Here is a 20690-nt window from a genome sequence, read left to right on the forward strand (position 1 = left end):
GGACCCCGTCGTCGTACACCGGGCCGTGGCCGGGGGCTAGCCGAGGAGGCCGCCCACCAGACGGCCGCCCGGCTCACCCGTGGACGAACCACCGTCACCGCCGCCGGTTCCGGTACCGGTGCCTCCGGTCGAGCCGCCCCCGCCGCTGCCGCCGGCGGTGGCGCCGCCGGAGGTCGGTCCCGTGGTGGTGCTCGGGGCCTGCTCGGCCGGGGCGGTCCGCTGCGACGGGGCCTGGCCGACGGTGCCCTGGGTCTGGCTGGGGGCGCCGCCGGTGGCGGTACCGCTGCCGTCGCCGGTCGCGCCCGGCGTGGCCGCGGCGCCCGTGGAGGGGGTCGCCGTCGTGCCGGAGGTGGCGCCCTGGGTCGGTGAGGAGGACGCCCCGGGCGTGCGCTGCCGCTCGCCGGGCTCCTGGGGGAGCGGGGAGCCGGGCTGCTCGTTGCGCGGGGCCTCGCCGGGCCCCGGGACGACCACCCGGTCGGCGTCCCGGACGGCGCCGCCGAGCAGCGAACCGACGAGGAGCGTGAGGCCGGTGACGAGGAAGGTGACGAGGGCGCCGCGGCGCAGTACGTAGCGGCGCAGGTCCCAGATGGCCGCGCGGGGGCCGAGGCGTCGCCAGGCGCCGGCGGTGAGCCGGCCGTCCACGGAGTAGACGGGGGCACCGGCGATGATCAGCGGGGACCAGGCGGCGAGGTAGATGATGTCCGGCGCGTCGTAGGCGGGGACGCTCTTCCAGCTGACGGTGATCAGGAGCGCGGCGGACAGGGCCGCGCCGATGGCGGCGGCGACGCGCTGCCAGCAGCCGAGGATGGTCAGGACGCCCACGATGACCTGGAGGAAGGCGATGACGAGCCCGGAGCCGACGGGGTGGGCGAGGGCGAACTGACGCAGCGGCTCGGCGACGTCCCAGGGGTGCAGGGTGTTGAGCCACTTGACCATGGAGCCGCGTTCGCCGCCGTCGAAGTAGACGGGGTCGCAGAGCTTGCCCATGCCGGCGTAGACGGAGATGAAGCCGAGGAAGACGCGCAGGGGCAGCAGCACGACGCCGAGGTTCATACGGCGGCCGGGGTGGTAGGCGTGCCGTGCCGGGTCGTCGGCGGCGTGGCGCTTGGCGCGCGGCGCGGTCTCGTCCGCGTACCCGTCGTCGGGGCCGGAGCCGAAGTCCTCGTCGGCGTAGAGGGGTTCGTCGTAGACGGGTTCGTCGTAGGCCGGTTCGTCGTAGGCGCTGCCGACGGTCCGCATGGCAGGCAGCAGCCGGGTCCCCTCGCGGCCCGGGCCGCGCTGGGCGCCGACCACGGGGGTTTCGAGGGTCTGGGTGGAGTCGTCGTCGTACCCGTCGTATCCCGGGTCGTAGCCGGTGTACGGGGTGTGGGTGGTGCCGCCCGGGGTGCCGTCGTCCACGGTGACGCGGGGGATGACCTGGGTGGCTCCGGCGTCGGCGGCGGCCTCCTCGGGGTGGCGGCCGGCTCCGGCCCGCACCGCCTGGAGCAGTCGGTGGGCGCCGGTGTCGTCGGGATCGGACCGGCCGCTCCAGACGAGGGGGCGGCGGCGGGCACCCGCGCCGGCGCCCGCGCGTTCGGCGGCGCCGACGACGGGGATGCGGGCGGTGTCCTGGGTGGCGCTCAAGTGCCGCGCGATCCGCGGGGATCGGGTCCGCCGCGCGGAGGCACCCAGCTGCACGCGGAAACTCGCGTGACTGACGATCACCTGGGCCGGATCGCTCGGCACCTTCACCGTGCTCAGCGCGGGAGCGTCGTCGATTCCCGACGAGCGGTCCCCCGTGGGTGTGCGGGGTGTTCTGGTGTCCACACTCATCTAACCGAGTGACGTGACGTTAGGACACTGCTTTGACCCGCCGGATCTGTCCGGACCCCGTCAAACGCGCCCGAACCACCCCGAACCCCCCGCGCGGGGGACCATGTCGAACGCCGGTTCAGGCCCGCCGGCGCGCCGCCTCGTACAGGACGATCCCCGCCGCGACACCCGCGTTCAGTGACTCGGCGCCACCGGGCATCGGGATCCGCACCCGGAAGTCGCACGTCTCGCCGACCAGCCGGGACAGGCCCTTGCCCTCGCTGCCGACGACGATGACGACGGGCCCGTCCAGGGCCTCCAGCTCGCCGAGTTCGACCTCCCCGTCGGCGGCGAGACCCACGACGACGATCCCGGCCTTCTGGTACGCCTCCAGAGCGCGCGTGAGGTTGGTGGCACGGGCGACCGGCGTGCGCGCGGCCGTGCCGGCGGACGTCTTCCAGGCGCCCGCCGTCATGCCGGCCGCGCGCCGCTCGGGCACGACGACGCCGTGGCCGCCGAAGGCGGAGACGGACCGGACGACGGCACCGAGGTTGCGCGGGTCGGTCACCCCGTCGAGGGCGACGATCAGCGGGTCCTCGCCCTCGTCGAAGGCGGCGTCGGCGAGGTCGGAGGGGTGGGCGTACTCGTACGGCGGGACCTGGAGGACCAGGCCCTGGTGGTTGAGCCCGTTGGTCATCCGGTCCAGCTCGGGACGCGGCGCCTCCATCAGGTTGATGCCGCCGCGCTCGGCCGCGAGCTGGAGCGCCTCGCGCACCCGCTCGTCGTTGTCGATGAACTGCTGGACGTAGAGCGTGGAGGCGGGCACGCCCTCGCGCAGCGCCTCGACGACGGGGTTGCGGCCGACGACGAGTTCGGACGCCGAGCGTCCGCCGCCGCGCCGCTGCTGCGGACGGCCCTGCGAGCGGCGGGCCTTCGCCTGGGCGGCGCGCTGCTTGGCGTGTCCCTTGCGCATCTCGGCGGGGGGCGTGGGTCCCTTGCCCTCCAGGCCCCGGCGCCGCTTGCCGCCGCTGCCGACCTGCGCGCCCTTCTTGCCGGACATGCGGCGGTTGTTCGCGGCCATGAGTTACCTGTCTCCGCTCTCTTACGGGAGTGTGTGTACTGCTTGCGTCTTATGCAGTGTGCCGCCCGGAGGGCCGGGCGGCACAGTCGATCTTCCTGACCGGGACGGGTCAGCGGGAACCGAGGCTCCAGCGGGGTCCCTGCGGGCTGTCCTCGATGACCAGACCGGCGTCGCCCAGCCGGTCCCGGATGGCGTCCGCGGTGGGCCAGTCCTTGCGGGCCCGGGCGGCCTCACGCTGGTCGAGGACGAGGCGTACGAGGCTGTCGACGACGCCGTGCAGATCCTCGCTCTCCTCGCTCCCGCCCGCCCAGTGCGCGTCGAGCGGGTCCAGGCCGAGCACGCCGAGCATGGCGCGGACCTCGGCGAGGCGGGCGACGGCGCCCTCCTTGTCGTCGGCGGCCAGCGCGCTGTTGCCCTGCCGGACCGTGGTGTGCACGACGGCCAGCGCCTGCGGCACGCCCAGGTCGTCGTCCATCGCCTCGGCGAAGGCGGGCGGCACCTCGGCGGAGGGCTCGACGGCGCCACCGGCCAGCTCGGTGACGCGCTGCACGAAGCCCTCGATACGGGCGAAGGCCGACTCGGCCTCGCGCAGCGACTCCTCGCTGTACTCGATGGTGGAGCGGTAGTGCGGGGTGCCCAGGTAGTACCGCAGCACGATCGGGCGCCACCGCTTGACCATCTCGCCGACGAGCACCGAGTTGCCGAGCGACTTCGACATCTTCTCGCCGCTCATGGTGACCCAGGCGTTGTGCACCCAGTACCGGGCGAAGGCGTCGCCGAAGCCCTTGGCCTGCGCGATCTCGTTCTCGTGGTGCGGGAAGATCAGGTCGATGCCGCCGCCGTGGATGTCGAACTCCCGGCCCAGGTACTTGTGGGCCATGGCGGAGCACTCCAGGTGCCACCCCGGCCGCCCGCGGCCCCACGGCGTCTCCCAGCTCGGCTCGCCGGGCTTGGCCGCCTTCCACATGGCGAAGTCGCGCGGGTCCCGCTTGCCGGTCTCGCCCTCGCTCTCGGGCTGGCGCAGGTCGTCCAGGTCCTGGTTGGACAGGGACAGGTACCCGGGCAGGGACCGTACGTCGAAGTAGACGTTGCCCTCGGACTCGTAGGCGTGGCCGCGCTCGATCAGGCCGCGCATCATCTCGACCATCTCGGTGATGTGCCCGGTGGCGCGGGGCTCGTACGTCGGCGGCAGGCAGCCGAGGGCGGCGTAGGCGTCGTTGAACGCCCGCTCGTTCTCGTAGCCGATGGACCACCAGGGGTGGTTCTGCTCGGCCGCCTTCTTGATGATCTTGTCGTCGATGTCGGTGACGTTGCGGATGAACGTCACCTCGTAGCCGCGGTGGGCGAACCAGCGGCGCATGATGTCGAAGTTCAGCCCGGACCGGATGTGCCCGATGTGCGGGGCGGCCTGCACCGTGGCGCCACACAGGTAGATCGAGACACACCCGGGCGTGAGCGGGGCGAAGTCACGGATCTGCCGGGCGCTGGTGTCGTACAGGCGAATCGTCACGTGTCCAGGGTAGTGGGCGCCGGGCAGTGCCATGGGCCCGCCGGACCGGCGGGCGCGTTTTCATGGTTTTCGCGACCCGCTTTGCCGCGCTTCCGTGACCCCGCGCACGGCCGGAGACCGGGTCCGGCGGACGCCGGGAACGGCGGACACTGGGAACGGCGGACACCGGGCCCGGCCGACACCAGGTCCGGCCGACACGCGAGCGCGCGGCCCGCTCAGCCGGCCCGTACCACCAGTGCCGTCGCCACGGCCATCAGGCCCTCTCCCCGGCCCGGGAAGCCGAGCCCGTCGGTCGTCGCACCGGACACCGACACCGGTGCCCCGGCCGCCTCCGAGAGGATCTTCTGCGCCTCTTCGCGCCGCTTGCCGATCTTCGGCCGGGGGCCCACGACCTGCACCGCGACATTGCCGATCCGGAAGCCGGCCTCCCGCACGATCCGCGCGGCCTCGGTCAGCAGCGTCACCCCGGACGCCCCGGACCACTGCGGGCGCCCGGTGCCGAAGTGCTGCCCCAGGTCGCCGAGTCCGGCCGCCGAGAACAGCGCGTTGCACGCGGCGTGCGCGACGACGTCCGCGTCGGAGTGCCCGGCCAGACCAGGGCCCTCGCCCTCCCACTTCAGGCCGGCGCACCACAACTCGCGGCCGTCCTCGAAGGCGTGGATGTCGGTGCCGATGCCGACCTGCGGCAGCGGGAAGGAGTCGAAACCGCCCTCAGAAGCCATCGTTGAGCCTCCTGCGCGCCAGGACCGCCTCCGCGAGGACCAGGTCGAGGGGCCGGGTCACCTTGAACGCCTCCTCGTGACCGGGCACCACGACGACCGTCCGCCCGAGCCGCTCGACCATGCTCGCGTCGTCGGTGACGTCGCCGGTCACCGTCTCGTGCGCCCGCACCAGCGTGTCCCGGTCGAAGCCCTGGGGGGTCTGCACCGCGCGCAGCCGGGCCCGTTCCGGCGTCGCCACCACCGGCTCCGGCTCGCCCGGCACCGCGGCCGGCTCGACCTGCTTGACGGTGTCGGCGAGCGGCAGCGCCGGCACGACGGCGACGGCTCCGTCGCGGACGGCCTCGATCACGCCGTCCACGGTGTCCACCGGCACCAGCGGCCGGGCCGCGTCGTGCACGAGGACGATGTCGTAGCCGGGCGGCAGCGCCTCGAGTCCGAGCCGTACGGACTCCTGGCGCGTCTCGCCGCCGGGCACGACGGCGAAGTCCGTCCGGTCGGGCAGCGCGTGCGCGTCGAGCAGGCTCTTGACCTCGGCGGCGCCGTCGGGCGGGGCCACGACGACGACCAGGGAGACCGCACGGGATGCGGCCATCGCACGGACCGCGTGGATCAGCATGGGGGTGCCGCCCAGGGCGCGGAGCGCCTTCGGGGCGCCGGGTCCGAGGCGTACGCCCCGGCCGGCGGCCGGGATCACGACGGCCGTGCGGGCGGCCGCGGCCGGTGCGGGTCGCGATTCGTCAGACATCGGTTCCTGTCAGGTTTGTGTGCTGGCCTGGCGTGGGTATGGCCTGGGAAGTGCCGGGCGCGACGCCCCGACCGGACCCTTCCGTGACGCTGGTCGAGCGAGTCGCCCGGGTCGGCACGCCCGGTATCGGTATCGGGTACGGACATGCCGCAGCGCCCGGCGACGGAAAGACGTCATCGGGCACCGCGGCATTTCAGTGTGAACCGAGCGGGCACTGCCGCACGCGTCAGGACGCGAGAACCTCGTCGAGCAGGGCCTCGGCCTTGTCCTCGTTGGTGTTCTCCGCGAGAGCCAGCTCGCTCACCAGGATCTGGCGGGCCTTGGCGAGCATCCGCTTCTCACCGGCGGAGAGTCCGCGCTCGCGCTCACGACGCCACAGGTCGCGCACGACCTCCGCGACCTTGATGACATCGCCGGAGGCGAGCTTCTCCAGGTTTGCCTTGTATCGACGCGACCAGTTCGTGGGCTCCTCGGCGTACGGTGCGCGCAGCACCTCGAAGACCCGGTCCAGTCCGTCCTGACCGACCACATCACGCACGCCGACGAACTCCGCATTGTCCGCTGGCACACGCACCGTCAGGTCACCCTGGGCGACCTTCAGCACCAAGTAGGTCTTGTCCACGCCTTTGATCTGGCGAGTTTCGATGGCCTCGATCAGCGCGGCCCCGTGATGGGGATAGACCACGGTGTCGCCAACCTTGAACGTCATGTGACAGGTACCCCTTCCGTGGCTATCCAGGGTAACACGGATACGGCGTCTTCTGAATGGCGTTTTCGCAGGTCAGGGCATATCTCGGGGCTTGACAACAGCAAGAGGAACGTGCTGCGGCGGCCGAGCGGAAGAAGGTATTCGCAGGTCGGAGCGGCTGTTCGGGGCGAGGGAAACGCGCACGTTACACACCTCGGGAGGCCCGCACCGGCGGTCGAAGATCCCCATATGTCCGGTTCCAGGCGTGCGACTTCCGCTACTCCGTTCGGTGGCCGGGAGGGGGTTCCGGACGAATCCCGAATTGATCACACGGCGCCCCGCGCGGGTCTCGGTGATCAATTCCGCGGCCGTCCGCACGGCCGCGCATTCCTTCACCGGGAATTCCCCCGGGCGGCTTCTTGTGGATGGCTTCTTATGTGAATGACGGACGAGTGCGCGCCCCAATGTGACTCTGCAGTCTCATCTGTCACAGGACCGGACTCATCCGTCCCGGGAGAGGCCCCGTCCGGCACAGGTCCACGGAAGTCCAGGACGGCGGCGCCCGGCCATCCGGTTCCCGGGGCTCCGGAATGCCCGGCTCCGAGCCCCGGAACTACCGCCTGCTGAGCGAAGCGGAGGGCCTAGGGGAGGGTCGGGTGCGGCCGCCCGGGAACGGCTCGGTAACCTGAGGCCGCTGACAGACACTTAGGGCGGCTTTATTCCGTGGCCGCCGCCTCGCTCGAGTCAAGGAGTTGCCGCCGCCGTGAGCAGCAGCCTTCGACGCGGCGCCCTCGCCGCCGCCGCCATCGCGTTCTCGATCGCCTCGCTCGCCGCGTGCGGCGCCGGCCACAACGCCCAGACCCTGGAGATCAAGCCGGACAACGCGGCGACGACCGTCGGCGACATCAAGATCCAGAACGCGGTCGTCATCACCCAGCCCGACCTGGAGTCGACCGGCCCCGCCGTCGTCGCTGCCACCTTCTTCAATGCCGGCAGCACCGACCAGAAGCTCGAGTCCATCACGGTCGACGGCACCGACAAGTCCGCCGAGCTGAAGCCCGCGAAGGGCGGCAAGGACCTGACCATCCCGGCGGGCGGCTCCCTCGTCCTCGGCGGCAAGGACAACGCCACCGCGGTCCTGCCCAGCAGCCGCGAGGCCATCCAGGACGGCAACGCCCAGAAGATCACCTTCACCTTCAGCAAGACCGGTGACGTGACCCTGCGCGCGTTCGTCGTCCCGGCCGAGAGCTACTTCGAGTCCTGGGGCCCGAGCGAGGTCCCGGGCGCGGCGGGCGCGACGGCGCAGCCCTCCGGCGAGGCCACCGGGGAACCGGCGGGCGAGGACGGCGGGGAGCCGGCCGACGGCCAGACCTCCGGCGCCCCGGCCGACGGCGGGGAGCACGGCGCGTCCGGCGACACGTCCACGTCGACGGCCCCGGCCGACGGCGGCACCGCGTCGCAGGAGGCGTCGACCGGCCACTGAGCCGGTCGACCGGCCACTAAGCCGGATGTGACGCGGGCCGGACACCGAAGGCCGGACTGCACTGAGCACCGGACAAGCACTGAGCAAGGGCGGGACCTCCGAGAGGTCCCGCCCTTGCTCACGTTCCGTCGCTCAGGTGCCGGCCTACGGTTCGAACTTGTAGCCGAGGCCGCGCACCGTCACCAGGTAGCGCGGCGCGCCCGGGTCGGGCTCGATCTTGGCGCGCAGCCGCTTGACGTGGACGTCGAGGGTCTTGGTGTCACCGACGTAGTCGGCACCCCACACCCGGTCGATGAGCTGCATGCGGGTCAGCACGCGGCCGGCGTTGCGCAGCAGCATCTCCAGCAGGTCGAACTCCTTCAGCGGCAGGTCGACCTTGGTGCCGCCGACGGTCACCACGTGCCGGTCGACGTCCATGCGGACGGGTCCGGCCTCCAGGGCGGCGGGGGCGACCTCCTCCGGTTCGCCCCGGCGGCGCAGGACGGCCCGGATGCGGGCGACCAGCTCGCGGGAGGAGAAGGGCTTGGTGACGTAGTCGTCGGCCCCTATCTCCAGGCCGACGACCTTGTCGATCTCGCTGTCCTTGGCGGTCACCATGATCACGGGGACGTTGGAACGGCCGCGCAGCTGACGGCACACCTCGGTGCCCGGCAGTCCGGGCAGCATCAGGTCGAGGAGGACGAGGTCGGCGCCGTTGCGCTCGAACTCGTCGAGTCCGTCGGGCCCGGTGGTCGCGACGGCGACCTCGAAACCCTCCTTGCGGAGCATGTACGACAGGGCGTCGGAGAAGGACTCCTCGTCCTCGACGACGAGCACTCGGGTCACGGAAGGACCTCCGGGGCGGGAAGCGTTTCGTACGGGGATGGGGGGGATGCGTGGGGGGAAGTGCGACGGGGCCGCCGGGTCTCACCGTTGAGACCCGCACGCTCGGCACGCTCTTCGTGCTCCGCGCACTCGGCACGCTGTTCGTGCTCCGCGCGCTCGGCGTGACGGGGGTGATCCGCGTGATCGGAGCGATCTGCGTGATCGGCGTGATCGGAGTGGTCCGCGGGGCGCTCCTGATCGGCATGGGCCTGATCCACCTGCTCCTGGCCGTCAGCCGGATCCGCATGGTCCGCGTGCTCCGCGTGCTCCATGTGGTCCGCGTACGCGTCAGGGGCGGTCCGCTGCCGTGTGCGGTCGCCGGCGCGGGCCGTGCCCGCCTCCGGCAGCCGCAGGGTGAAGGTGGAACCCTGGCCTTCGGCGCTCCACACCGTGACCTCCCCGCCGTGCGAGGCGACCACGTGCTTGACGATCGCGAGACCGAGGCCGGTGCCTCCGGTGGCCCGGGAACGGGCCGGGTCGACGCGGTAGAAGCGTTCGAAGATGCGCTCCTTGTCCTTGTCGGAGATGCCGATGCCCTGGTCGGTCACGGCGATCTCGATCATGTCACCGCCGGATGCGCCGACACGGCGGGCGGCGATGCCGACGCGGGTGCGGGCGGGCGAGTAGTTGACGGCGTTCTCGACGAGGTTGCCGAGGGCCGCGGCGAGCTGGCCGCGGTTGCCGCGGACGTGCAGGTCGGCCGTGCCTCCGGCGGCCATGGTGATCTGCTTGGTGCCGGCCGCGTGCCGGCAGCGGTCGATGGCCTCGGCGACCAGTTCGTCCACCCGGACGGGCTCGGCGTCGTCGAGCGGATCGTCGTTCTGGACCCGGGACAGGTCGATGAGCTCCTGCACGAGATTGGTCAGCCGGGTCGCCTCGATCTGCATCCGCCCGGCGAAGCGCTGCACGGCCTCGGGGTCGTCGGAGGCGTCCATGACCGCCTCGGAGAGCAGGGAGAGCGCGCCGACGGGCGTCTTCAGCTCATGGCTCACGTTGGCGACGAAGTCGCGTCGTACGGCCTCGATGCGGCGCGCCTCGGTGAGGTCCTCGACGAGCAGGAGCACGAGCCGGGAGCCGAGGGGCGCGACGCGGGCGGACACGGCGAGGGCCTCGCCCCGTCCGTTGCCGCGCCTCGGCAGATCCAGCTCGACCTGCCGTATCTCCCCGTCCCTCCGCGTGTCCCGGGCCATCTGCAGCATGGGCTCGACGGCCAGCTTGCCGCCCCGGACCAGGCCGAGGGCGTACGCCGCCGAGCTGGCCTTGACGACGGCGTCGGCCTCGTCGAGGACGACGGCGGAGGACCTGAGCACCGACAGGACGGTGTCCACGCCGGGCGGGAGCACCGGGTCGGTGTGCAGGGAGGTCCGGGTGGGCCGCTTCTGGTCGCGCTCGCTCCAGCGGAACGCCAGCATGGCGATGACACCGGTGAGCACTCCGGCGATCGCTGCCGCTGCGGCGACCGCCGCGTTCACGTCCATGCATCCAGGTTAGGCATGGCCCGGGGCCCCGCCCCAGCCATCGGAGGGCGACCTCGAACACTCGTCGCCCAGAGTTCACCTTGGGGCCAGTACTGGTTCATTCGGGGTGCCGGAAACGGACGCGTACGGGCCGGAACGTGGAAGCGTGGGGGTGAAGCGAGGGGTGAGACCCCCCTAAAAGGACGTACGAGAGGAACCCTGATGCGGGACGCGTACCACGAGGAACTTGACTCGATCGGCGACGGACTGGTGGAGATGGCCCGGCTGGTCGGGTCGGCGATCGGGCGCGCCACGACCGCCATCCTCGACGCCGACCTGAAGCTGGCCGAGAGCGTGATCGAGGCCGACCAGAAGGTCGACGAGCTCCAGCACGACCTGGAGGCACGGGCGATAACCCTGCTGGCCCGGCAGCAGCCGGTGGCGACGGACCTGCGCATCGTCGTCACCTCGCTGCGGATGTCGGCCGACCTGGAGCGGTCCGGCGACCTGGCCCAGCACGTGGCCAAGCTGGCCCGGCTGCGCTACCCGGACCGCGCGGTGCCGCGCGACCTGCACGCGACCATCCTGGAGATGGGCCAGCTCGCGCAGCGCCTGATGGCCAAGGCCGCGGAGGTGATCATCACCAAGGACGTCGACCTGGCGCTCCAGCTGGAGCAGGACGACGACGCGATGGACCTGCTGCACCGCACGCTCTTCCAGCACCTGATGGACGACCGCTGGAAGCACGGCATCGAGACGGCCGTGGACGTCACCCTCCTGGGCCGCTACTACGAGCGCTACGCCGACCACGCCGTCGCCGTCGCCAAGCGCGTGGTGTACCTGGTCACCGGCGAGCACGCGGACGAGCTGCAGGCCGACATCCAGCCGGTGACACAGGTCGAGGGCGCCTGACGGGTCCGGGGCACGGGTCGGGGGCCTGCGGCACGGGTCCGGGCCCAGCGGCACGGACCCAGGGGCCGTGCGGCACGGGTCCGGGGCCCTGCGGCGCGGGGGCGCGCCCGAACGCCTCCGTGCGCCGTTGATGCGACCACGCCCCGGGGCATGAAATGGGCAAAGGTGCACAGGCACCGGCATCAAGGAGGGACCCATGGCCGAATCCCCCACCACCACGCCCGACCCCGCACAGGAACGTCCGACCGAGCAGCCCGCCGACACCGGCATGCTGCCCCTGATCGCCGCGTGCGGCTGCGGATCGGGCTGCGGCTGCGGCTGCCAGTCGGGCAACCCCTGCCAGTGCGGCTGACGACGTACGACACCGAGGGCCCCGGCAGCGCGCGCCGGGGCCCTTCGCCATACGCCGCCGAGGTCCCCTGAGCGGTGCCGTATCACCGAGGCCGCGGACCGGCACAGCGCCACGGTCCCCAGGTCACCCTGGCCTGGCTGCTGACCGGAGGATCGCGCAGCGCAGAGCACTGAGCCAGGTGTGACCGCATCCTGAGTAGCCGTACTCCATCGGCACATCAGATGGACAACGACACCTCGTGGATCTCGTCCGCCTTGTGTCCCGCGCGTTCGTGGATACGCTGGACCGCTTCGGCCGACGGCCCTTCGGAGAGGCAGTAGACCGTGCCGGATTCCGGGTCCGCCCACGCCCGCTCGAAGTGCACGTTCTCGTCCTTCTCGATGGCGAGGTCGGCCTGGTGTGCCTCGCGGAGCTGGTCGGCCGTGATGCCCCGCATGTCGTGATGGACGTCCATGAACTGCGCCATGGTGTGGCACCCCCTTCCGGGTCCTACCTCCATGGTGCGCCCGGTACGGCGGCCGCGCCGCGCCGATGCAGCCGCCCAGCGGGAAGTGGAACGTTTCCGTATCCACCGGCGTCGTCCTTCTCCGAGGCACGGTGGCCGTGCCTCGGGGAGGGGCTGACGGGTGCTTGCTGACGGGTTCGCCAAGTGGACACGGCGGTTCGAGGACGAGCGGGAGCGCCGGCAGGCCCAGGGGGATCCGGACTGGAAGCGGGGGGCGACCCTGCCTGCGGCGGTGTGGGCCAGCATCCAGCGCTTCCAGGTGGGCGAGGACGGCGACGGCGCGAACCTCGTCGGCAAGGCGGACCAGGCCGGCGACGCCGACTACGCCCAGGCGGTCCGGCTCTTCGTCGCCGAGGAACAGAACCACGCCCGCCTGCTCGCCCGGCTCCTGAGGGCGGGTGGCAAAGCGCCCCTGTCGAGCCACTGGAGCGACACGGCCTTCGTACGCCTGCGGCGCCTGCTGGGCCTGCGCATGGAACTGCTGGTGCTGATGATCGCCGAGGTGGTGGCGCTGCGGTACTACCGCGCCCTGCGCGACGGCACCCAGGACCCGCTCACCTCGGACGTGGCCGGGCGCATCCTGTCCGACGAGCAGCGCCACGTCCCGTTCCACTCCGAACGCCTGCACGCCTCCCTGACACGACTCCCCCGCCCCGCCCGCCGCCCCCTGATGACCCTGTGGCGCCTCCTCCTGCTCGGAGCCACCCTCGTGGTCGCCACCGACCACGGCCGCGCCCTGCACCACCTCGGCCTCACCCGCCGCCGCTTCGTGTCCGAGGTCATGGCGTCATCGGACGCGGTGATCTCCACGGTGCTGGCACCTCGACCGGACGAATGGACGAGCGGCGGGCAGGCCGTTGCCAGCGACGACGACTAGTCTCGCGAACGCGCGGCCGCCTTCCGAGGTCTCCAGCTCCGTAGAGCAGCTGCACCCCCGTCCCAGATCCTCGGTTGGCTGACGTGTGACGGCAGGCGCATCAAGCTGGCGCTGAGGGCGTTGCTCATGCAGCCGCGTCCTGCTGTTTGAACTGCCAGTGGATCTCCGGGTGCGCTGACGCGAGTTCGAGCAACTTGTTCCGGAACCGGTGCCCACTGACGAGGTACTGGCCATACGTGCCCTGGTTGAGGGCCTCCATGACGTAGTCCAGCGCCGCGCGTTTCTGAGGGTCGGCAGCGAGTACACCGACGTCTAAGACGAGGAGTTCGGGCCGGTAGACGACGAAGGACCAGTCCTCTCCGGGGTAATGCAAGCGATCGGGGAACGTACGCAGCCCTCGGCGCACGATGTGCTTTCGAACCGCCTGGAGGCGCGTGAGGCTCAGCCGATCCTTTCCTTCCCGGTCACGTACCCAGGCGTTCCGGATGACGGCAGCGCCACTCTTCTTGTTGACGGTGTCTTCAACCCAGTTCAGTGTGCTGGTGAGTACGGACACCATGACAGCCCCCCTGTTAACGAGCCATTAGCAAGGGACAGGGTCGCCGACGGAGTGGACACCGTGGACAGATCTGCCGGTTTTGCAGACGCCGACGCAAGTGGTGCGGTAAAGGGCCACTGGGTGAGATGCAGTTAGGTTGCCCGCGTCGGCCAGAGCAAGCCTTGTCCACAGCCCCGTGCCAGCGGGCTGCAGTGTCAGGCGTCAAGGGGATTCGCGCCGTGGGCCCGGGCGATGGCGTCGATGCGTTGGGCCAGGTCGAAGTCGGCGGCTGTCAGCTTGTGGCCGGCGTCGTGGGTGGTGATGCCGAAGCGGATCCGGTCCCAGCGCAGGTCGATGTCCGCGTGGTGGCTGATGAGGCGTTCGATGTCGGCTACGTGGACGATCATGGCGACGCCGCCGTGGTAGCGGATGCCGAATGTGCGGGTGATCTCGTCGCCCTCGCGTCGCCACCCGGGGACGTCACGCAGGGCCGCTTCAATGTCGCCCTCGCTCAGTGGCACCGGTGCCTCCGTCATGCTCAGCTCCCCTCCGTCACGAGTGCCAGGGCATCCCGCAGATCCCGGCCGACCGGGGCATCCTGCCACGGCTGCATCGCCTTCTGGAGGGCGCCCAGTTCCCTGCGCATCCGGGCGGACCCGGTCTCCATGGCGATGTCCACGGCAGTCCGCGCGTACTCAAGCGCCTGGTCGGGCTCGCCTGCGGTGGCTGCGGCCGTGGCGTGACGTGCGAGGTAGACACCTCGGTCCCTTCGGGCCGTTTCAGGGATGACGGCGAGGATCTGGTCCCACAGGGAGACTGCCTCCTGCCCGAGGCCCAACCGCCCGTAGCAGGTGGCGCGTTGTACTTCGAGATAGGCCGGTGTGCGGCGGCAGGCGTTGCCCCAGGGCAGGTCGTCGTCCACGTGTGGGAGCAGGCAGTCTGCCTGGTCGATGAGCTGGTCGACGGCTTTCCGGTCGCCGATGAGGCTGACTCCGTGGGCCTGTTGCTGTATCGCCATGATGCGTACCTTCGGTGCCAGGCGGTGTGAGTCCTCCAGGGCGGCCTCGCACAGGTCGACCACTGCCTGGCCGTCGCCCAGGTCCGTGCGGACCTGGGCCTGGTTGACGAGGGCGTAGCCGATCAGGTGCGGCTCCCGGGAGCGTACGGCGATCTCCTGGGTGACGCCACGCCAGAAGGCCGCGCCCTCCATGTCGCCGGCGTCCTGGTACAGCCAGCCGACCAGAGCCGCATAGGCGGCGCCAACTCGCAGCAGTCCCCGCCGGGTCTCGCCTTTCGCGGAGCGGAGCAGCTTGTCGATGAGCTGGTACTGGGCGGAGACGGTTCCGATCAGGTCGTGCGGACCGAGGAACATGTCGGCCCTGTAGTGCCCCTCCAGTTGCTGCTGGAAGTAGTCGATCAGAGCCGGATCGACGTACTGCGGCGCGACCGGGCCAGGGACGAGCGCCGCAGCAGTGACGGAGACGAACGTGCGGCGCTTCACCTGCTCCTCTTCGTGGTGCTCCGGACGGATCCACCCGGCCGGCGTGGTGAACCCAAGGTCCTCCGGCCAGCGGCCGAGCGCGTCGTGGATGACGACGGCGGTCTCCTCGGGCGGCCAGCCGGGCCGTTCACCCTCCCATCGGCGCCACGTACGCGCGGAGACAGTGAAGTGCCGATCGTCCAGCAACTGTTGCCCGTGCTCGGTAAGCCGGGCAGCGGCTTGCTCGACGGTGCGCCAGCCCACTCGGAGCCTCGCCGCCCGCAGCGCATCGTTGCGACCACCCATGCGCCCAGTCTGCGGTGTCATCACGCTCCCCTCCGGCCATGGCCGCAACGTGGCCGCACATGGCCACAGCGCGGCCTGGTTCTCCACCTTTCCGCGCACCCACCATCACCGTGTGACTACGGAAAGCGCAGGAAACGCGATGCAGGTACCCAGGACGAGCACGCGAGGAGCGCCGAGACGGGTTGAGGTGGAGCCCGGCGTGATCGTGCACTCCGATGCGGGCCGGCGGCCGGCCGCCGAACAGTGGCTGCTGTCCGCACACGCGTCCCCCGGTCAGGCCCGCAGGGAGTGGCAGGAGCAGGGGGTCACCCTGCTCCCTCTCGGCACGCTGTTCTCGGCCGTTCGGATCCCCGGACGGCTCGTGCACGCCGTGGCAGCCACCGCCGATCCACGGGAGGTCGACGCCTTCCTCGAGGAGGCACTGGAGGGCGGCCCGGTCATCTGCGATCCGTACGGACCCCGGTACTACGCTCTCGTGCACGGCAGCATGCCGACGACGTGGCGTGCGGCGGCAGAAGACTGGCGCGTGCACGACGTGGCCTGCCTCGGCCACGGCACCTATCTCGGGGTGCCACGACTGGACATCGCGGACTGCCCTGAACACGCGACCGCCTCTTACTGGTCGGTCCCGATGCCGTCGGCCGCCACACTCTGCCCTCCACTGAGCGTCGCCCGGCTGATCTCAGCCGGAGCCCATCGGATGGCAGAGGACGCGGAAATGTCCTCGCCGGCGGAGGGTCATCCGGATCCCGTCCCAGAGCCCTGAGCGCAGCGGCTGACGTGGTGCTCACCGACCCCGGCGCTCGCGTGCTGGACGTCGCACAGGTCGTACGTCGGCTGACCGGACTGAGCCTCTGGCGCAGCAAGGTCCTGGTGGATCAAGCTCCTGTCGTGATCCTCGACGGCATGCCCGAAGAGACTGCCGAGACCGCGGTTGCGACACTCCGTGATGCGGGCGCGCAGGCAGAGGTGAGGCAAAAGCCGGAGCCCCCCGCTCGGCGGAGAAACCGCAGGCAGGGGGCTCACTGGTGGGCTGTTACTTCTTCTTGCCCTGGGTGTTGTCGGGGATCTTGGGGATCTGCGTTTTCGCTGCTCATGGGCCGTGGGCTCGCGCTCCTGGTGGTCGTCGTTGGTCGTCCTTGGCCACTGTTGAGCGGCCTCGGACGGCCCAGGGACGGCCCGGGACACGGCCGAACTGGAGCCTGGAGGTCCCCCTTTAGCGCGAGGGACGCTTCGGGGGGCCGGTCCCGGGATCACCTCTTTGCCCAGGTGGGTGTCGTCTAGCAAGGGCCGCTTCACCATGACTTCCCGCTGGCCCCCTCGATCTGGTGCGTTTGTGGTGCGGCTTGGCCTGCGCGTGGTTCAGCGAGCAGACGGTTCAGCTGACACTCTGCAGCAGGCCAACCTGCCCCGGCACACGGACTCGACCATCTCGCTAAGCCGTCCCGCTGGGGAGTATGTTTCCTGTTTGACGGATGTCATGGGGGCGTGCGGTGGGTGAGCAAGATCGGCTGGCTGCTGTATTCGTCCACGGGTTCGCTTCGAAGGCGGCGACGTGGCGAAACTTTGACGAGAGGATCTCGGAAGACGACGAACTCCAGTCAGTCGATGTGCTCCATTTGGAGTACTCCACGCATGTACCCCGGTCTCTTTTCTGGCGCCCAGACCGTCGCCTCCCAACCCTGAGTACTATCGCGGACGTCCTGCAAACCTTTTTGGAGACAGAAGCAGCCGGATATCGTCGACTGGTTCTCGTATGCCACAGCATGGGCGGCCTGGTGGTACAGCGTTATCTCCAACGTATGCTTAACCAGGGGCGAGGCGCCGAACTGGAGCGTATCCGGCGAGTGGTTTTGTTCGCTACTCCAAATGCAGGCTCGGATTTTGCACGCCAATTGCGTCGCGATCTATTGGGGTCCCACCCTCAGGAGCGGGATTTGCGCACGCTGAACGAGGAGATCCGGGACACGCATGCGGCAGTAATTCGAGACGTAGTCAACGCTAAAATAGTCGGGGAGAGGACATGCCCAATCCCCTTCTCCGTCTACGCAGGAGCAGAAGACAACATCGTGCCCAGGGCGTCAGCTCAGGGCTCCTTTCCGGAAGTAGGGGCGCTTCCCGGGGACCACTTCACCATCATCAAGCCTACTTCTCGCCACCATAGGTCCTACGCGACCTTGCGCCGGCTGCTCCTGGAAACAGCAGCTGACAGCGACCCGCCTATCCAGCAAGCTGTAACCGTCAACACTCAGATTGATGATCAGGCGCATCGCTCCCTATATCAAGCGAATCCATCTACTGTCATCGTTTCAGAGTTGCGCACCGACTTCCATGGGACTCAGTGGGAAAGCGTTTATCACTCGGTGCGAGAACAGCTGAGCTCAGCATCCATATCAGTCGTTGATAAGTGGAACTACCCCGACGCTCCTGTCGACGTGCTTATCACAGTGAGATCCGCAGATGCAGTCCTGCAGGAGAACTCTTCCACGCAGGGCACGGTATTGAAAGTGTATGCCGAGCATGTGCGTAGCGGCGGAAAGATCTTTGTCGGAATTTGCGCGGTAGGTGCACGCTGGCCAGAGGCCAAAACGGTCATTATCGAATGGTTGCCAGCAGACATTGAAGGCTCCTTCTACGTAGAAGGGGTTCCAGACGCTATTCAGCTCTACACAATCATGACCACGTGGATTCAGGCTGCCATTAAGCGCAAGTCGGTACACATGCGGGACGGTTCACGTATTGACCGAGTGCTGGACCTCGCGCCAGACCCCTATGATATTCCAGGGAGGAAACCGCTATGAATCTGGCGTGGATTGTTGCAGTGCTGCGCCCGCTTGACATCGCCCCCCATCCTAACTTCAGAAACCCCGAATACGACGCTGCACCATACGCGCAGCTGGCCGGGATTGTGTCCGGCGACCCTAGCCGCTGGTCTCATTATTCAATGGAGGAGGCAGAGGGATCTGTCAGTATTGACCAAGGCGTGCGTAGCGCCGAAATGAGCCTGACCAACCAGGGGATTCGAGTAGGCCTCGACGGACTCGTCGAAGAGATTCAATCTGAAGAATCAATTGATCTTGCCCGATCGTGCGCACTCGGTCTTCTTGCCTGCTGTGCGGCAGCTGAACTGGACGAGTACGAGAAATGTAGAAGAATTCTTGAAGGTCTCCTCGGCAAAACAACTGTGGAAACACCCGAGGGAAAGCTAGTCCGAGCATCCCTGTTGCAGCAGCAGTGTCTTCGCTTCCGCGATTCAGGCAGAGATCACATTTCTCAAACGACGGAGATCTTGAGCCTGCTTGACGAGATTGAAGACTCTGACTTCTCGGAGTTTCCGATGAGCCCTGGGGCCTCGGTCAGTTATACCGAGTCCCTCCGTCACGTAATCACGGCCCTACGACATGCTGCTTGGAGCCTTGTCCCCATGCGGCTTGTCGTCGATGGCGCCGACGAGCTTCCACCGTCGCTTCCTACATGGCAGCAGCTAGTGCGCACTCCGAAGTCAAATCAGGCGTCCAAGATTGATCAGCTGCGAGCATCTGAGTACTCAAAATTCGTTGAGGCATCATTCAATCGCATGTTCCGCAGTCAGACTCGTACGATTGGCGGCAGGGGCGCTCCCACGCTCTTTCATGCGGCCTTGAATTACGAGCTTCTAGGTGATGTGGCGGTCTACAGGCTCCGCAAGGAACATGCACTGATGAAACTCGTGCAGTGCATGAGTGCTGCGCGTCCTGACTCAGACGAAGTCGCTGACGCACTGCGCCTCCTCAGGCATGCCAACTTGAAATCTGAGATCGATCTCGCGGTTGAGCGTATTCGCGCTTCCGGTCCTTTGGCTGCTTTGGCGAAGGACTCAACGCAGATTCTGAAAAATCGCACAGAGCCGCGCATGCTGCGAGCATCCGAGTTGCGCGTTCTACGGGGCGCAGCGGACCTAATGACGCAAAGCGATGCTCGGAATGCTCTGTCCTTGACCTGCCGAGTGATCGAAGCAGGAGGAGCTCAGCCGGCACCCGGGTCATCGCAACTAGACGTCGTGCGACTTGAGTCCGCCTGGCTGACAGCCACACGTCTAGCGAACATCGCTGAGGAAGATGACGAGATCGCACTTCTTCTACTTCAGGCTGCGCAAGACGAACACCAGGGCGACGAGCTCTGGGACAAAGCCGTTGGTCGCTCCCTGCGGAATCTGAACTGGGAGAACGTCTCGCCACAAACGAAATCGCGTTGGAATGACTTCTTCCGATCAAACAGCTCACGCATGGCTGCAAGTCGCAGTGTTTTCGAGGCATTGACGAGTGGCCATACTTTGCCCGAGCACGCCGTCCTCGAAGATCTGGAGGACGTAGCCAATCGTGTAAATGCCGCGATGGGCGGTGCTGCTATGAGTGATACCGAAGCCTCTGCCTCAGTTGAGATCGTGACTCAGGCACTAGCTAGCATCAGGTCAGAAGCTTCCCGAGGGCGTTTTTCGTTTCGTGCACTTGATCCGGCAGATGTCGCTGCGGCCCTGATTATCTATGCTGATGCGACAATGCTGTGGCCCACACTCTCCGAATTCCTCGTGGACCAAAGAGTTCAGAGGGCTGACAAGAGCGGGGCGTTCGACAGGCTATCCTATTCGTCGGCGGAAGTTCCGCCTGAGGTAGCTGAAGTATTCCGTCTCAAATCTGCCGCTTTGCTTCAATCGCAGGGTGGACCGTTCGACGGCGATGTAGTGGTTCCTTTCCCTGCAGCTCTGCGGTTCCTTGCATCTAGGCGAATGATTGGTGAGCCGGAGACGTTCTCCCTAATCTCCCAGATGTCCGGGAGCGGGGAAGCGGAGTCGCGCGAGGAGGCATCGCGTACGGTAGCCACACTTGCGTCGTCGATTGCCAGTCCATGGCTGCTAGCGCAAGCCATGCAATTCAGCCATGATTCAGAACCTGCAGTACGAGGCCATGCAGCTAGAGCTCTTTCTTTCTTTGCTGCGACTCAATCGGAGTTCAGGGAAAGTGCGGAGTATCGTCTAGTTGAAATGATGGGCGATGAAGGAATCTTGGTTCCCCTTCTCGTCATTCGCCAGATGAGTCAAAACCGCAGCGTCCCAGACTCAGTAAAGGAAGCAATTGGGGTGCTCGTGGCGAATCACCCTTCGTTGACTGTCCGGAGAGAGGCCGCTGCATTGCTGACCGAGATTCGGTGACGATGCAAGGTCGGCGGAGCGGCTTTGGGGTGGCGCTGCTTTGGCGCGAGTGATCATGGCCCCGTAAGCTTCCGGCGCGTCGGGCAGTCTGTGGACCTGCCCGGTAAAGCACGACGTTGGGGCCATGATCTTCGAGGCTCGCGCCAAAGTGGCTCCGTAAAGCCGTGGAGTCGGCCGTCCCAGCCACGCCG

20 protein-coding genes are annotated in these 20690 nt (G+C 68.4%); 8 read left to right on the top strand and 12 right to left on the bottom strand.

Annotated elements, in window-relative coordinates; genetic code table 11:
- Positions 1-36: 36 nt before the first annotated feature.
- The 6 genes from H0H10_RS38315 to H0H10_RS38340 form a co-directional block, all read right to left on the bottom strand.
- Entirely contained in the window at positions 37-1812 is a 1776-nt protein-coding gene (locus H0H10_RS38315; RefSeq protein WP_188185837.1) for a DoxX family protein, read from the bottom strand.
- 118 nt (positions 1813-1930) lie between these two features.
- Positions 1931-2872 (bottom strand): 23S rRNA (guanosine(2251)-2'-O)-methyltransferase RlmB, encoded by a 942-nt coding sequence (gene rlmB, locus H0H10_RS38320; protein ID WP_188185838.1) that lies wholly within the window; start codon positions 2870-2872, stop codon positions 1931-1933.
- Positions 2873-2981: 109 nt separating this feature from the next.
- A complete protein-coding gene (gene cysS / locus H0H10_RS38325) occupies positions 2982-4382 on the bottom strand; it encodes a cysteine--tRNA ligase (RefSeq protein WP_188185839.1) in 1401 nt (466 codons plus the stop codon).
- Positions 4383-4597: 215 nt separating this feature from the next.
- On the bottom strand, positions 4598-5104 hold the full coding sequence (gene ispF / locus H0H10_RS38330; protein WP_188185840.1) for a 2-C-methyl-D-erythritol 2,4-cyclodiphosphate synthase: 507 nt from the start codon (positions 5102-5104) through the stop codon (positions 4598-4600).
- On the bottom strand, positions 5094-5849 hold the full coding sequence (gene ispD, locus H0H10_RS38335) for a 2-C-methyl-D-erythritol 4-phosphate cytidylyltransferase (RefSeq protein WP_188185841.1): 756 nt from the start codon (positions 5847-5849) through the stop codon (positions 5094-5096). The genes ispF and ispD overlap by 11 nt, the downstream gene beginning before the upstream one ends.
- Before the next feature lie 226 nt (positions 5850-6075).
- On the bottom strand, positions 6076-6558 hold the full coding sequence (locus tag H0H10_RS38340; protein ID WP_003953493.1) for a CarD family transcriptional regulator: 483 nt from the start codon (positions 6556-6558) through the stop codon (positions 6076-6078).
- A gap of 742 nt (positions 6559-7300) precedes the next feature.
- On the opposite strand from H0H10_RS38340, the gene H0H10_RS38345 reads away from it, so the two are divergent.
- The gene (locus H0H10_RS38345) at positions 7301-8020 is read left to right on the top strand and encodes a copper chaperone PCu(A)C domain-containing protein (protein ID WP_188185842.1); all 720 of its coding nucleotides are present in this window, start codon (positions 7301-7303) and stop codon (positions 8018-8020) included.
- Positions 8021-8164: 144 nt separating this feature from the next.
- Here the strand turns inward: H0H10_RS38345 and phoP are convergent, their stop codons facing one another.
- Together phoP and H0H10_RS38355 are read right to left on the bottom strand one after the other, a co-directional pair.
- Positions 8165-8836, bottom strand: coding sequence for a two-component system response regulator PhoP (gene phoP / locus H0H10_RS38350; protein WP_466113876.1), 672 nt, complete (start codon positions 8834-8836; stop codon positions 8165-8167).
- A gap of 5 nt (positions 8837-8841) precedes the next feature.
- Positions 8842-10362, bottom strand: coding sequence for an ATP-binding protein (locus H0H10_RS38355; protein WP_223181043.1), 1521 nt, complete (start codon positions 10360-10362; stop codon positions 8842-8844).
- Positions 10363-10563: 201 nt separating this feature from the next.
- On the opposite strand from H0H10_RS38355, the gene phoU reads away from it, so the two are divergent.
- The gene (gene phoU, locus H0H10_RS38360) at positions 10564-11253 is read left to right on the top strand and encodes a phosphate signaling complex protein PhoU (RefSeq protein ID WP_188185843.1); all 690 of its coding nucleotides are present in this window, start codon (positions 10564-10566) and stop codon (positions 11251-11253) included.
- A 196-nt stretch (positions 11254-11449) separates the two neighbouring features.
- Positions 11450-11605: a hypothetical protein gene (locus tag H0H10_RS38365; RefSeq protein WP_188185844.1), complete on the top strand. Its 156-nt coding sequence runs from the start codon at positions 11450-11452 to the stop codon at positions 11603-11605.
- A 217-nt stretch (positions 11606-11822) separates the two neighbouring features.
- Here the strand turns inward: H0H10_RS38365 and H0H10_RS38370 are convergent, their stop codons facing one another.
- A complete protein-coding gene (locus H0H10_RS38370; protein ID WP_188185845.1) occupies positions 11823-12071 on the bottom strand; it encodes an SCO4226 family nickel-binding protein in 249 nt (82 codons plus the stop codon).
- 160 nt (positions 12072-12231) lie between these two features.
- On the opposite strand from H0H10_RS38370, the gene H0H10_RS38375 reads away from it, so the two are divergent.
- Positions 12232-12987: a ferritin-like domain-containing protein gene (locus H0H10_RS38375; RefSeq protein ID WP_188185846.1), complete on the top strand. Its 756-nt coding sequence runs from the start codon at positions 12232-12234 to the stop codon at positions 12985-12987.
- A 124-nt stretch (positions 12988-13111) separates the two neighbouring features.
- Here the strand turns inward: H0H10_RS38375 and H0H10_RS38380 are convergent, their stop codons facing one another.
- The 3 genes from H0H10_RS38380 to H0H10_RS38390 form a co-directional block, all read right to left on the bottom strand.
- Positions 13112-13546 (bottom strand): hypothetical protein, encoded by a 435-nt coding sequence (locus H0H10_RS38380; RefSeq protein ID WP_188185847.1) that lies wholly within the window; start codon positions 13544-13546, stop codon positions 13112-13114.
- A 194-nt stretch (positions 13547-13740) separates the two neighbouring features.
- Positions 13741-14061 carry a 4a-hydroxytetrahydrobiopterin dehydratase gene (locus H0H10_RS38385; RefSeq protein WP_188185848.1) on the bottom strand — a complete coding sequence of 107 codons (321 nt, stop codon included), beginning with the start codon at positions 14059-14061 and terminating at the stop codon, positions 13741-13743.
- A gap of 2 nt (positions 14062-14063) precedes the next feature.
- A complete protein-coding gene (locus H0H10_RS38390) occupies positions 14064-15311 on the bottom strand; it encodes an NsdA family TPR-like regulatory protein (RefSeq protein ID WP_223181044.1) in 1248 nt (415 codons plus the stop codon).
- 199 nt (positions 15312-15510) lie between these two features.
- On the opposite strand from H0H10_RS38390, the gene H0H10_RS38395 reads away from it, so the two are divergent.
- The 4 genes from H0H10_RS38395 to H0H10_RS38410 all read left to right on the top strand — a co-directional run bounded on the left by H0H10_RS38395 (position 15511) and on the right by H0H10_RS38410 (position 20499).
- Positions 15511-16077 carry a hypothetical protein gene (locus H0H10_RS38395; RefSeq protein WP_309142003.1) on the top strand — a complete coding sequence of 189 codons (567 nt, stop codon included), beginning with the start codon at positions 15511-15513 and terminating at the stop codon, positions 16075-16077.
- 17 nt (positions 16078-16094) lie between these two features.
- Positions 16095-16595 (top strand): ribosomal protein L7/L12, encoded by a 501-nt coding sequence (locus H0H10_RS41380; RefSeq protein WP_373566968.1) that lies wholly within the window; start codon positions 16095-16097, stop codon positions 16593-16595.
- A gap of 191 nt (positions 16596-16786) precedes the next feature.
- The gene (locus H0H10_RS38405; RefSeq protein ID WP_223181045.1) at positions 16787-18112 is read left to right on the top strand and encodes an alpha/beta fold hydrolase; all 1326 of its coding nucleotides are present in this window, start codon (positions 16787-16789) and stop codon (positions 18110-18112) included.
- On the top strand, positions 18109-20499 hold the full coding sequence (locus H0H10_RS38410) for a hypothetical protein (protein WP_188185851.1): 2391 nt from the start codon (positions 18109-18111) through the stop codon (positions 20497-20499). Before H0H10_RS38405 ends, H0H10_RS38410 begins: the two co-directional genes overlap by 4 nt.
- Positions 20500-20690 lie beyond the last annotated feature (191 nt).

The sequence above is a fragment of the Streptomyces griseicoloratus genome, from assembly GCF_014534645.1.
Classification (GTDB): domain Bacteria; phylum Actinomycetota; class Actinomycetes; order Streptomycetales; family Streptomycetaceae; genus Streptomyces; species Streptomyces griseicoloratus.